9 protein-coding genes and 1 pseudogene are annotated in these 13,493 nt (G+C 43.0%); all 10 read left to right on the forward strand.

Going from position 1 to position 13,493, the window contains the following annotated elements; genetic code table 11:
- The first annotated feature begins 15 nt into the window (after window positions 1-15).
- Window positions 16-3,537 (forward strand): transcription-repair coupling factor, encoded by a 3,522-nt coding sequence (mfd, locus tag ESZ50_RS08395; protein ID WP_148623121.1) that lies wholly within the window; start codon window positions 16-18, stop codon window positions 3,535-3,537.
- Complete coding sequence (locus ESZ50_RS08400) at window positions 3,524-5,116, forward strand: putative polysaccharide biosynthesis protein (protein ID WP_148623122.1); 1,593 nt, start codon at window positions 3,524-3,526, stop codon at window positions 5,114-5,116. Before mfd ends, ESZ50_RS08400 begins: the two co-directional genes overlap by 14 nt.
- A 1-nt stretch (window position 5,117) precedes the next feature.
- Window positions 5,118-5,399 carry an RNA-binding S4 domain-containing protein gene (locus ESZ50_RS08405; protein WP_148623123.1) on the forward strand — a complete coding sequence of 94 codons (282 nt, stop codon included), beginning with the start codon at window positions 5,118-5,120 and terminating at the stop codon, window positions 5,397-5,399.
- Between the two features lie 139 nt (window positions 5,400-5,538).
- Window positions 5,539-5,934: an FtsB family cell division protein gene (locus ESZ50_RS08410; protein WP_148623124.1), complete on the forward strand. Its 396-nt coding sequence runs from the start codon at window positions 5,539-5,541 to the stop codon at window positions 5,932-5,934.
- Window positions 5,935-6,018: 84 nt separating this feature from the next.
- Complete coding sequence (gene tilS / locus ESZ50_RS08415) at window positions 6,019-7,002, forward strand: tRNA lysidine(34) synthetase TilS (protein WP_148623125.1); 984 nt, start codon at window positions 6,019-6,021, stop codon at window positions 7,000-7,002.
- A gap of 138 nt (window positions 7,003-7,140) precedes the next feature.
- On the forward strand, window positions 7,141-7,710 hold the full coding sequence (gene hpt, locus ESZ50_RS08420; protein ID WP_187387598.1) for a hypoxanthine phosphoribosyltransferase: 570 nt from the start codon (window positions 7,141-7,143) through the stop codon (window positions 7,708-7,710).
- Between the two features lie 44 nt (window positions 7,711-7,754).
- Window positions 7,755-9,821, forward strand: a complete 2,067-nt coding sequence (ftsH, locus tag ESZ50_RS08425) for an ATP-dependent zinc metalloprotease FtsH (protein ID WP_148623127.1) — start codon at window positions 7,755-7,757, stop codon at window positions 9,819-9,821.
- Window positions 9,822-9,971: 150 nt separating this feature from the next.
- A complete protein-coding gene (gene hslO, locus ESZ50_RS08430; protein ID WP_148623128.1) occupies window positions 9,972-10,865 on the forward strand; it encodes an Hsp33 family molecular chaperone HslO in 894 nt (297 codons plus the stop codon).
- Between the two features lie 94 nt (window positions 10,866-10,959).
- Window positions 10,960-12,444, forward strand: a pseudogene (lysS, locus tag ESZ50_RS08435) (lysine--tRNA ligase); the annotation flags it as partial.
- An 87-nt stretch (window positions 12,445-12,531) separates the two neighbouring features.
- Window positions 12,532-13,110 (forward strand): HDIG domain-containing metalloprotein, encoded by a 579-nt coding sequence (locus ESZ50_RS11840; protein ID WP_281282889.1) that lies wholly within the window; start codon window positions 12,532-12,534, stop codon window positions 13,108-13,110.
- Window positions 13,111-13,493 lie beyond the last annotated feature (383 nt).

Consider the following 13,493-nt stretch of genomic DNA (forward strand, 5'->3'; position numbering starts at 1 on the left):
GGGGGAGGAACTTTAGTGGCGATCTTTGATTTATTTAAAAACGATGTCGACTTTGAAAAACTGGTGTCGGCAAGCAAAGCTGGTGGTCGGCATCTAATTACGAGTCTGACAGGGACAGCGCGGGCGACGTATCTTGCGGCTTTGTGGAAGGCAAGATCAGTGCCCATGGTCATTACAACGGATAACCAATTCCATGCTGATCAGTTGGCAGAGGACTTGGCGGCTTTGATGGGTGCCGAACATGTGGGCGTTTTCCCGAGTGAAGATACGATCGTGGCAGAAATTGCAGTGACTTCGTTGGATACAAAGCTTGCCCGAGTTGAAGCCCTTAATTTGCTGTTGCATGATCCGTTGGCGGTTGTGGTAACACCAGTTGCAGGTGCGCAACGTTATTTACCACCGGTTACTTTGTTTAAGTCAACAACTTTGAAGATTGATTTTGAACGTGAATATGAATTAAACGATCTGGCAGCCGAACTTGTTCGAATGGGATACGTTCGTAGTAACGGCGTTGAACAACCTGGTGAGTTTGCGATGCGTGGTTCGATTGTTGATATTTATCCCCTTAATTTAGACAATCCGGTACGTCTGGACTTTTTTGACACCGAACTGGATTTACTTCGAACCTTTGATGTTGAAACACAACGGTCATTAGAAAACCTGCCAAGTGTTGAGATTTTACCAGCGACTGATTTGGTCTTAAACAAAAATGAATTCCAGGCAATTAAAGATCGGCTAGAAATCGAGATGACCGCTGAGCGTGATCGGTTGACGGGAGCTGATAAGCGTCATTTGACGGAAAGCATTACGCCAATGTTGGCGGCTTTGGATCAGGAGCTGTTATTACCAGAAATCCGCCAGTACCTCCATTTAGTCTATCCAACGGCTGCAAATATTTTAGACTATTTGCCACAAGAAGGGATCGCTGTTTTCGATGACTATCCACGGGCCTTGGAGAATAGTCAGGCAAGTCTCGAGGAGAATATTGCTTGGTGGGATACGAAAGTTACTGAGCAGCAAGTCCTGAAGAAAATGGATTATAGTTGGCAGTTAGCTGATTTGGCGCGCGACGTGACGCAGACATCGGTTGTCTTTTCGCCTTTACAACGTGGAATTGGAAATCTAAGACAGAGTACATTAACAAACGTGGTTGTTAGACCTGCTCAGCAATTCTTTGGACAGTTAAATTTGTTAAAGGGTGAATTAGAGCGCTGGCAGAAACAAGCAATGACAGTTGTTTTTGCGGCCAATTCAACTGAGCGTGTTCAGAAGATTATTGATAATTTAGCGGACTTTGGAATTAAAGTTAATCAGGTGGCGGTTGATAAAATTGTCGCAGGGCGAACACAGGTAACTCAGTTAGCCTTGAGCGCTGGTTTCGAGTTACCGGCGCAAAAGTTAGTTGTGTTAACGGAACGTGAATTGTTCCAACAAGTTCAGCGTAAAGTACCAAAACGGCAGACGTTGTCGAATGCGGAACGCTTGAAGTCATACAATGAGCTAAAGCCAGGCGATTATGTTGTGCATGTGAACCATGGTATCGGAATCTATGAGGGTATGGAGACGATTGAGAATCGTGGAGTCAAGCAAGACTACATTACGATCGGCTTTTTAGATGACGCGAAGATCTTTATTCCAGTCACGCAACTTGACTTGGTCCAAAAGTACGTTGGTTCAGCGGAAAAGGCGCCTAAGTTAACCAAGCTAGGCTCACCACAATGGGCAAAGGCTAAGGCGAAGGTTGCGAAGCGGGTAGCTGATATTGCAGACGAGTTAATTCAGTTGTCTGCTGAACGTGAATTACAAAAGGGTTATGCCTTTGCGCCGGATGATGATGAAATTCGGCGCTTCGAGGATGCCTTTCCTTATCCTGAGACCCCTGATCAGCTTCGATCAGCGGCTGAAATCAAGAAGGATATGGAGCGAATTCGACCAATGGACCGACTTTTGGTCGGCGATGTCGGCTTCGGTAAGACAGAAGTCGCTTTCAGAGCGGCGTTTAAGGCTGCTCATGAGGGAAAGCAAGTCGCGATGCTTGCGCCGACAACGATTCTAGCTCAACAACATTATGATTCAATGCAAAGTCGTTTTGATGATTTTGGAATGCGAACAGCCGTTATTTCACGTTTTCAAACGGCCAAGCAGGTAAAGGACATCAAAGAACGCCTAAAAAAGCATGAAATCGATATTATTGTTGGTACACATCGGGTGATTTCAAAGGATATTGAGTTTGCTGATCTTGGTTTGGTGATTATCGATGAGGAACAACGTTTCGGGGTGCGCCATAAAGAAAAGCTTAAACAGATGCAACCAGATGTCGATGTATTGACACTGACGGCAACGCCAATTCCACGAACCTTGAATATGTCAATGGTCGGCTTACGTGATCTATCAGTGATTGAGACGCCACCTGCGAACCGTTACCCGATCCAAACGTATGTTATGGAACAAAATCTGGGTGTTCTGGCGAATGCAATTGAGCGTGAGATGAGCCGTGGCGGTCAGATTTATTACCTTCATAATCGTGTCGAAGATATTGCGCAGGTAGCGGCGATGATTGAGCAGGTTTCACCAGAGGCACGTGTCACATATGTGCATGGTCAGATGTCAGAGGCCCAGCTTGAAGGTGTTTTGATTGACTTTATTAATGGTGAATACGACGTTTTGGTGACGACAACGATCATTGAAACGGGTGTTGATATTCCTAATGCTAACACGTTGTTTGTTGAGAATGCCGACCATATGGGATTGGCGCAACTATATCAACTTCGTGGACGAGTTGGACGTTCAAACAATATTGCCTATGCTTACTTCACCTATCCGGGCACAAGGACGGTTAATGAGGAAGGCGAGAAACGTTTGACGGCAATTCGAGATTTCACTGAATTGGGATCAGGCTTTAAGATCGCGATGCGTGACTTATCAATTCGTGGTGCGGGTGACCTACTTGGTCAACAGCAACATGGATTCATCAATGCGGTTGGATACGACCTATATACACAGATGTTGCAGGAAGCGGTCGCTCAAAAGAAGGGGCAGGGCACTAAGGTACAAAGCAAGGCTGAGCTTGACTTGCAAGTTGAGGCCTTCTTGCCGGAGAATTATATTGCAAATGGTCCACAAAAGATTGACCTGTACCAAAGGATTAGAAAAGCGACAACGGAAGATGAATACACTGAAATCGCAGAGGATCTCCAAGATCGCTTTGGCGATTTGCCGGCAACGGTTAGCAGGTTATTGCTTGTTGGGCGCTTGAAGTCAGCGGCCGATCGTGTAAGAATTAAACAAATTAAACGCGATTTTGCACGTAGAAACATTTTATTGATATCTTTTGAAAAAGAAACCACGGTTGCTGGTGCAACGTTCATTAGTGCGTTGGCGCAGGGACATTTGAAGGGCCAGATTAAACAAACGGAGCCACTCAAGGTTGAAGTGGTACTTCAGCCGAATATGAGTGAAGATGAGTGGCTTTTGGAACTTTTGCATTTAATTGATGAGTTGGCACCGATCGAGGAAGGTACGCATGAAAAAGGCTAAAGGTCAAAACTTAGTGGTAGGCGCTGGTGTGTTAGCGCTGGCAGGACTAGTTGCTAAAGTTTTGTCAGCCGTCTACCGGGTACCCTTTCAGAATTTAGTTGGGAACACCGGATTTTATGTCTATCAACAGGTTTATCCAATTTATGGTATCGGCATGGTTTTTGCCTTATCTGGCTGGCCGGTCTTTGTATCAAAGCTAATTGCTGAACAAAGCGATGATCCATTAAATCAACAACTGATTGCACGACGGATGTTTTGGTTACTGTTGGGGATTTCTGCTGGTCTGTTCGCGTTGATCTATGGTGGTGCACCTGTATTGGCAATCCTGATGGGAAACGACCGCCAATTAATTGGCGTGATTCAAGCAGTTGCTTGGATGTTTTGGTTTATGCCATTTCTAACAGTCGGGCGGGGTTTTGCTCAAGGACGTCAGGATATGTTACCAACCGCAATATCGCAGGTTATCGAACAAATCGTTCGTGTAGCGGTTATATTGATTGCTGCCTATTGGGCGATGAATCACGATTGGTCGATGTATCGAATGGGCGCATGGACGACCTTTTCTGCAACAATTGCGGGCTTGGCGGCAACTATTACTTTAACCGCTAGTCTAAGATCAGTTTGGCAGGATCCACTACCGAAGGCACTTGGCAAAAGACCAGAATTTGCATGGTCAAGATTGTTTAAACGTTTGCTTGATGAAGGTGGCTTATTGGCGATGATTGCAGCTTTATTGGTTTTGCTGCAATTAATGGATTCTTTCTCAGTCAAAGTTTTACTAGAGCAGAGTGGTTTAACGGCAACGCTTGCGGAGGCAACCAAAGGAGTCTATGATCGCGGTCAGCCAATGGTTCAATTGGGGATGGTGGTTGCAACTGGTTTGGGGACGTCTCTATTACCAGTATTACGGCAGCATATTTTACGCGAAGACGAGGATGCCTTTCGAGCTGATTTTCAAATGACCATGCGGTTATCGGTCCTCTTTTCAGTCATTACGACGGTTGGATTGATTGTAATTATGCCGACATTGAACCAAATGTTGTTTGGTAGCATGCAGGGTTCAAAAGCTCTATCTTGGTATAGCCTAACAATTATTCCAGCAACCTTGATCACAGTTTTAGTAGCAACGTTACAAAGCCTAAATCGAACGAGAGGCTTGGGCTGGATGATTACAGCGACGATTCTTTTGAAAATTGGCTTGAATGCTTTGCTTGTACCAGGATGGCAAATTGATGGTGCCAGCGTTGCGACCTTAATTGCGTTGTTGCCGCTGACAATCTTCACCATTGTCCGAATTCCAAGGTTCGTTTGGTCAAATTGGCGTCCGAGTCGTTGGTATGCTAAGCTGGCAAGTATCAGTATTATGGTCGGTAGTCTTGCTGGCTTCTGTCGGTATTATGGTAGTCTGGTTTTGGGAAGCTCGCGAATAGCAAGTATCGAAGTCACATTGTTAGCAGTAGTAGTTGGAACAGGCGCCTTTATTGGTGGTTTAGTTTGGACACAGATTTTGTCAGCTGATGAGTGGAAGGCGTTACCTAAAGGTGACCGAATATATGAAAGATTAATGAAGAGGAAATAATATGCGATTAGACAAATTTTTGAAAGTGTCACGTTTGATTAAGCGCCGGACTGTGGCAAAAGAAATTGCCGACCAAGGTCGGATTGATATTAATGGTAAGACAGTTAAATCATCAAGTGATGTTAAAGTCGGAGATGAGTTGACAATTCGTTTTGGAAATAAAGTCTCAACAATTAAAGTGCAAGAAATCGTTGAAACAACCAAGAAAGACGATGCTGATCGGATGTATGAGATTGTTGGTGAAGAGTATCTCCAAGAGTCTGCCGAAAACACTGACAAATAAAAAGTAACGTTGAGTTATAAAATCTTGTAAAAAGTTTAAAGAACACCTTAAAAAAGTCAAATTTGCTATAAAGCAAGTTAAAGTAGAGTCAGATAAATTTCTTGAAGTAATCAGCATTTTCAAGTAGAGGGGAAAATCCATGGCTCAACAATCGAAGCGACAAGTGAATATTCATCCTCTTAATCCAGAGGGTGCTCGTGAGTTGCAGTTTCAGAGTAATCTGGGACAGGCACAAAAAACACGAGATACGAACATGCACTTGTTGCGCCGACGTTTTGGTTGGGTCTTGGTTCTTCTAGTTGTGATTGTTGGAGTTGTTTCTGTCACAAATGGAATGCGTGATTATACAACGATTTCAGCTCAGGTTACATCGGCTGACAAAACTTTGGATAGCACAAAAGCTGAGGGCAAGAAGCTTAAACAGCAAAAATCTGATTTGAATAATAAAGATTACTTACAAAAGTACGTTCGTGAGAAGCTAATGTACACAAAGTCAGGCGAGTTAGTATTCAGCTTACCTAACGATAATAGTTAATAAGTTGTTGATATACATGTTTGGCATGAGGCTGGGACAGAAATTTCTGTTCCAGCCCCTTTTGTAAATTTAAGAGGTGATTTTATGCAAGCTCATGTGGTGCGAGCAAATTTGATTCAGCAAATTAGAAAAGAACAATTATTTAATGATCGTGATCATCTTGTGGTAGCTGTGTCAGGTGGGTATGATTCATTGCACCTGCTGTACTGGTTGACAGAGCTGGGCTTGCCGGCGGACCTCCAGCCGAAGGTCAGTGCGCTGTACGTGAATCACCAACTGCGGGATGATGCCAAATCAGAGGAGCAATTGATTGAAAAGACTTTTGCAAAATTGGCCGATCGATTGCAAACTGCTGAAATTGTGAGGTTAAACTGGGAGGCCCAGCCAACGAGTGCGGTTGAAGAACAAGCCCGGGCGAAAAGATATGCAGAATTGTTGAATTTTGCGCGGAAGGTTGGGGCTAATAAAATCGTTACGGCTCATCATCAAGGTGACCAGGTCGAGACAATCTTATATAAGCTACTTCGTGGCGGACAGCTGTCCCAACTAGGTGGCATGGCACGACAGATGGAATACACGGATGATGTTGATTTGATTCGACCATTTTTGGGATTGTCTAGGGAGCAATTAAGTGCCGTATTGCATACACCGATTACCGAATGGATTGAGGATTATACAAATCAAGACCGCCGTTATGCACGAAATCTTTTGCGGGGAGATGTCTTGCCAATGCTGGAGCGAATTAACCAGCGTGTGGATCAAAATATTATCAAGTTCTCGGAGCAAATCATGGCATTGGAACAGTTAGCAACCCCTGTTTTGGCGGAGAAAGTTGATGATCTAGAGCGTGGAACATTAGACTGGACTGAGAATGAAAGTATCTTAGTATTGGTTTTGCAAAAATGGCTAAACAATCAAGATATTTTTAACGTTAAAGACCGACAATTGTTACAGGCAATTACTATGATGCGCAATCAGAACATCAATCGAGGTGAGATTTTATTGGCAGATGGTTTAAGTTTGTTACGAATCAAGAATCAGTTGAATTTAATCAAAAAAGATTTGTAAGTAGATAGAATTGTTTGGGAATAAAGTTTACATTAAAATGACTAAAAAAATTAAGAATATTTGTGTTATTATTGTTACTATGTAACGGTAGAGAAACCTTTATATTTAGGAGAATACAGACCCATGAGTCAAAATGACATGAACAATGACATTGAGCGCGTTCTATATAGCGAAGCTGACATTGCCGAAGCAGCTGCAAGAATTGGACGAGAACTATCAAAAGATTATGATGGTCGGACTCCAATCCTGCTCTCAGTTCTGAAAGGGGCTGTTCTGTGGACCGTTGATGTAATGCGACATATTCAATACGCTGAAATTGAATTTATCGATGTTTCAAGCTATCACGGCGGCGTGGCCAGTTCAGGTGAAATTGATCTGATCACGGACCTAAAAGCGGACATTGTTGGTCGCGATATCATTATCTTAGAGGATATCGTCGATACAGGGCGTTCGTTAAAGTTTATGGTTGATCTACTGAATAAGCGTGGAGCGGCTTCAGTTAAGGTTGCTAGTTTGCTTGATAAAAAAGAGGGCCGGGTCGTTGAGGCAAACGTAGATTACGTGGGCTTTGACGTTCCAAATGCTTTTGTGGTCGGATATGGTCTTGATTATAAGGAACTATACCGTAACTTGCCATATGTCGGTATTTTGAAGCGCGAGGTCTATGCACCTGAGCATAAAGATACTTTGGCAAGCAATTTAGGATAAAATGATACACATATTAATTTTAATATGTAATATGGGAGGAACACATGGACAAGAAGCCACAAGGCAGTAACAATTTTGTTCGTAATAGTTTGTTCTATGTAATTGTCATCCTAGGAATTTTAGGTTTGATTTATTGGGTAGCAGGGCCTTCACAAGGAACTACTACTGAAAATATTTCAACTTCAAAGTTCTTGACAGTATTACAGGACAAGAAGGTTAAGAACTTTACAATCAAGCCTGGTGCTGGTGTTTATGAAGTGAGCGGTGAGTATCGCACTGCGAAAAAGTCAAATACTAAAACCGACTCAGGGATCCTTGGTTTTGCTAGCCAAGGTTCAACAAGTAAGGTCAGCCATTTTACAACAAAAGTAATCGCATCTGATCCGATTTTGAACAAGATTGGGGATTCTGCAAGTAAGACTAGTACAGATATGAAGACACAACAGCAAGACTCTGATGTCTTGAGTAACATTTTGGTAACTGTAATACCAATGTTGTTGATCTTCGGTGTTCTGTATTTTATGATGAATGGAATGTCACAAGGCGGTCAAGGTGGTCGTGGCGGTGGCGTAATGGGCTTTGGAAAGTCAAAGGCCAAGCCTGCCGATCCATCAAGCAACAAGATTCGCTTCCAAGATGTAGCTGGAGCCGAAGAAGAGAAACAAGAACTTGTTGAAGTTGTTGAATTTTTGAAGGATCCTAAGAAGTTCACAAAGCTTGGGGCACGAATTCCATCAGGTGTACTACTTGAGGGCCCTCCTGGAACTGGTAAGACATTATTGGCTAAGTCAGTTGCCGGTGAAGCCGGTGTACCATTCTTCTCAATTTCTGGTTCTGATTTCGTTGAAATGTTTGTCGGAGTTGGAGCAAGTCGTGTTCGTGATTTGTTCGAAAACGCTAAAAAAGCTGCTCCATCAATCATCTTTATTGATGAAATTGATGCTGTTGGTCGTCAACGTGGCGCCGGCATGGGCGGTGGAAATGACGAACGTGAGCAAACTTTGAATCAGATGTTGATTGAGATGGACGGGTTTGAAGGCAATGAGGGTGTTATCGTAATTGCCGCAACAAACCGTTCAGATGTGCTTGATCCGGCCTTGCTTCGTCCGGGACGTTTTGACCGTAAGATTTTGGTTGGTCGTCCAGACGTAAAGGGACGTGAGGCAATCTTGAAGGTTCATTCAAAGAATAAGCCACTTGATTCTGATGTTGATTTGAAGGAAATTGCTAAGCAAACACCTGGTTTTGTGGGTGCTGACTTGGCAAACTTGTTGAACGAAGCTGCTTTGATGGCCGCTCGACAAGGTAAGAACACTATCACAGCAGAAGATGTTGATGAAGCAGAGGATCGTGTCATTGCTGGTCCAGCAAAGAAGGATCGCGTTGTTTCTGAGAAGGAACGTAAGACAGTTGCTTATCACGAAGCAGGTCATGCGATTGTTGGTTTGGTACTGAACGATGCACGTGTCGTCCACAAGGTTACAATTGTGCCACGTGGTCGCGCCGGCGGATATGCAATTATGTTGCCACGTGAGGATCAAATGTTGATGTCTAAAAACGACGCCATGGACCAAATTGCTGGTTTGATGGGTGGTCGTGCAGCTGAAGAGGTTATCTATAGCCAAAAGTCTTCAGGAGCATCAAATGATTTCGAACAAGCAACTGGTATTGCTCGTTCAATGGTGACGCAGTATGGAATGTCTGATAAGTTGGGAATGGTGCAACTTGAGGGTGGTGGACAACCATTCCTTGGCCGTTCGTATGGTGATTCACCAAACTATTCAGAAGCAACTGCTCGCTTGATCGATGAAGAAGTACGTCGCATTACAAATGAAGGTTACGCAAAAGCTCATGATATCATCGTACAGTATGCCGATGCACATGAAGCGATTGCACAAGCCTTGTTGAAGTACGAGACTTTGGACGAAAAGGCAATCTTGTCATTGTTTAAGACTGGTAAAATGCCAAATGATATTGACGAGGACGAAGATGTTCGTCCAATGTCTTATGATGAAGCTAAGACAGCAGTTCAACACAAGGATGCAGATACGTCTAACGTTGACGAGGGTGGCGAGACAATCACTCCCGAAGACGACAATTCAATTGAATAGTTGATTTAAAACTACGTTATCTTCAAGCCTAGCTTGTCGATGACGTAGTTTTTGTTTAAGGATTTTGCGGACTAACGCCAACATATGGCAGTCGAATGATTGAACATGGTAAGATAGATAAAATTAGAAGATACGAATCGAGGAAATAAAATGACTGATAAGTTGATTCGCGTAACGACGATGGACGGCAATTTCAGAGCAATTGCTGTGGATGCTACTGTAATGATGCAAGAGGCAGCAAAGTTTCACGATGCCACACCACTTGGCGTTGAAATCTTGGGGCGCGCTTTAATTGGCTCACTATTGGTGTCTAATGCGGTGCTTAAAGGTGAAGAGCGGCTAGCTGTGTCAATTGATGGTAATGGGCCTGCAGGTAAGATCGTGGTTGAAGCCAGTGCAACTGGAGCAGTTCGGGGTTATGTAAGTAATCCGCAGGTTGAATTGCCACTGCTTGAGAATGGTCAGGTCGATGTTGCGGGCGCTGTAGGAACGGATGGTTTTCTGAGTGTCACTAAGGAAATTGATTTTGGGGAACCATTTACTGGATCGGTACAATTAATTACCGGACAAATTGCTGATGATTTCACCTATTATATGGCGAAGTCGGAGCAAATTCCTTCAGCCGTTGCTGTATCTGTTAAAGTAGACGCAGACAGCCAAGTTTTGGCGGCTGGTGGCTTCATTATTTCAGCTTTACCGGACGCAACAGATGAAGCAATTAAAGCACTTGAAGAGAAACTAGCAAGTTTCCCAAATATCTCAGTACAATTGTTGGACGGCTTTACACCTTACGACGTACTGGAAAAGGTTTTTGGTCATGAGACGATTAAGCTACTTTCGGAGACCGATGTTGCGCTATTTCCAGCCATGACGAAACATGAATACGGACGCATGCTTGGAACTTTACCAGTCGAACAACTCCAAGAAATGCTCCGGGATGATCATGGTATAAATATCGTTGATCGATTTACTGGGCGTGAAATTGACTTTAACGAGGCTGAATTGGCGTCAATTATTGAAGTGAAGCAAGCCGAAGCAGAATAACACTTGCAAATTAATAAGCATCTTGGCAAACTAGTCTATGACTGTGGCTAAATAGCTAACTAAAATAAAACAAAGAAAACGAGGCATTATAATTATGGCTGATCAATCAATGATGTCATTAAATGATCAAATGCTTATTCGTCGTGAAAAAATGACGGAATTGAGAGAAGCAGGGATTGATCCTTTTGGACATCGCTTTGAGCGTTCACATACAGCAGCGCAATTACACGAATTATTTGATGGTGATACAACTGAAGAACTTGAGTCTGCAAATAATGTGGTTACGATTGCCGGTCGTATGATGACAAAGCGCCGTTCTGGGAAGTTGACTTTTGCTGATATCAAAGATCGTTCAGGACGAATTCAGATCTTCGTTCAAAAGCCAGTTATTGGTGAAGAAGCTTATGAGTGGCTGAAAAAGTCTGATCTGGGTGACATTATGGGCATTACCGGAGTGGTCATGAAGACCAAGGCTGGCGAGCTTTCAGTTAACGTTACTGAGATCACACATTTGTCTAAGGCTTTGCGTCCGCTTCCTGATAAGTATCATGGATTAACAGATGTTGAAACACGTTATCGTCAGCGGTATCTTGATTTGATCGCTAATCCGGATTCAATGGATCGGTTCATGAAGCGATCAAAGATTATCTCGGCTATTCGTTCATATATGGATGGAGAAGGCTTTATTGAAGTTGAGACGCCAATCTTGATGACCGCCGCTGGTGGAGCAACCGCGCGACCATTCGTGACGCATCATAATGCTCTCGATGTAGATATGTACATGCGAATTGCCACTGAGTTGCCACTGAAAAGGCTGATTGTCGGTGGTATGGAGCGTGTTTATGAAATTGGTCGAATTTTCCGGAATGAGGGAATGGACCCAAAGCATAATCCAGAGTTTACTACCATGGAAAGCTATGCCGCTTATTTTGACTTCAAAGATGTCATGGAAGAGACCGAGAATATTTTTAAGGCGGCTGCACGAGCTGTGACACCTGAAATGAAGGTAGTTTATCAAGGACATGAAATTGATCTTGCTAAGCCATTTGCGCAAAAGCATATGTTGGATTTGATCAAAGAAGTAACGGGAGTTGACTTTTGGAATCCAATGACCTTGGACGAAGCACGTAAAATTGCTGAGGAAAAGGGCGTTAAGGTTGAATCTTATTGGGAAGTTGGACATATCATCGCTGAGTTCTTTGACGAATTCGTTGAAGAGACGTTGATTCAACCAACATTCGTTTATGGTTATCCAGTTGAAGTGTCACCTTTGGCCAAGAAGAATGCTGAAGACGCTCGTTTTACTGATCGCTTTGAGTTATATATTGTTGGTGGTGAATATGCTAATGCCTTTACTGAATTGAATGATCCTATTGACCAACGTCAACGGTTTGAAGCCCAAGCTGCTGAAAAAGCCGCTGGAAATGATGAGGCTGAAGGGATTGACGAAGATTATATTGAGGCCCTGGAATATGGAATGGCACCTACGGGTGGTCTTGGTGTTGGAATTGATCGACTAGTAATGCTGTTGACAGATACTGATACAATTCGTGACGTGTTGCTCTTCCCAACAATGAAGCAAAATGGTGCTAAGCCAGCCAATGTCGCTTCAAAGCAAGTTAAGGACGCGCCTGTTGAAGTGGTAGCGGATCAGCTTGATGAGCCAATGCCAGCGAAGAAATTATCGCGGGATGAAGCATGGGAAATTTTGACACAGTATGTGGATGATCCATCCTTACTAGCACATTCGCAAATTGTTGAAGCAATTATGCGTTATTATGCCCGTCAAAACGGAGCTGATGAGGATGTTTGGGGCGTAACTGGATTGCTTCACGATATGGACTGGCAAAAGTGGGAGACTGAACATACCTTTAAGGCAACCGAGATCTTACGTGATCGCGGTGTTGACGAAGTGTACATTCATGCAATTCAGAGCCACGCATACCATTTTGAAACAGAGGTTGAGCCTGTTACTTTGATGGAAAAGACGCTTTATGCAATGGATGAGCTTAGTGGACTAATTTATGCGGATGTACAAATTCGTCCTTCGCATAGTATTTTGGACGTCAAGGTTAAGTCGATTAATAAGAAGTTCCGTCAAGCATCATTTGCTCGCGGTATTGACCGTAATGCAATTAACGAAGGTTTGGCAATGTTGAACATGGAGCTGAATACAGCAATCGAAGGTTGCATCAACGCAATGAAGGAAAACGTTGATGAATTGGGCCTTCGTGGTGATTTGTAAGAAATAAAAAGGTTGCAACGGAGTAAGTCTGTTGTAACCTTTTTTATTTGTAAAAAATTACTGAATTTAAATGAGAAAAAGTCTTGACGGATATCAATGAAATATGTAATATAGATTAAGTTGTCAGATGCAAATGCATGGGTGACAGATATTATCAAAACAGGCTTTGTTAAACGAAAGTGTTGACAAGATAGTTTGATTGAGATATTATATAAAAGTTGTCGAAAGGCAATTGTAGATCATTGAAAACTGAATAACGTTTCGATGTAACAAATGTGTAGGGTCATCAAGTTTACTTGATGCAAAAACATTTGCGAAGTCAATTCGCTAATAAATTCGTTTAACATTGGTTAAACGCAACAAAAAAAGATTGAGTTATTCAA

Source organism: Weissella muntiaci (assembly GCF_008107635.1).
In the GTDB taxonomy this organism is placed as follows: domain Bacteria; phylum Bacillota; class Bacilli; order Lactobacillales; family Lactobacillaceae; genus Weissella; species Weissella muntiaci.

Coding starts and splice junctions, on each gene's coding strand:
- ESZ50_RS08400 (WP_148623122.1), top strand. CDS start 3,524: ATGAAAAAGGCTAAAGGTCAAAACTTAGTGGTAGGCGCTGGTGTGTTA.
- ESZ50_RS08405 (WP_148623123.1), top strand. CDS start 5,118: ATGCGATTAGACAAATTTTTGAAAGTGTCACGTTTGATTAAGCGCCGG.
- ESZ50_RS08410 (WP_148623124.1), top strand. CDS start 5,539: ATGGCTCAACAATCGAAGCGACAAGTGAATATTCATCCTCTTAATCCA.
- tilS (WP_148623125.1), top strand. CDS start 6,019: ATGCAAGCTCATGTGGTGCGAGCAAATTTGATTCAGCAAATTAGAAAA.
- hpt (WP_187387598.1), top strand. CDS start 7,141: ATGAACAATGACATTGAGCGCGTTCTATATAGCGAAGCTGACATTGCC.
- ftsH (WP_148623127.1), top strand. CDS start 7,755: ATGGACAAGAAGCCACAAGGCAGTAACAATTTTGTTCGTAATAGTTTG.
- hslO (WP_148623128.1), top strand. CDS start 9,972: ATGACTGATAAGTTGATTCGCGTAACGACGATGGACGGCAATTTCAGA.
- ESZ50_RS11840 (WP_281282889.1), top strand. CDS start 12,532: ATGCCAGCGAAGAAATTATCGCGGGATGAAGCATGGGAAATTTTGACA.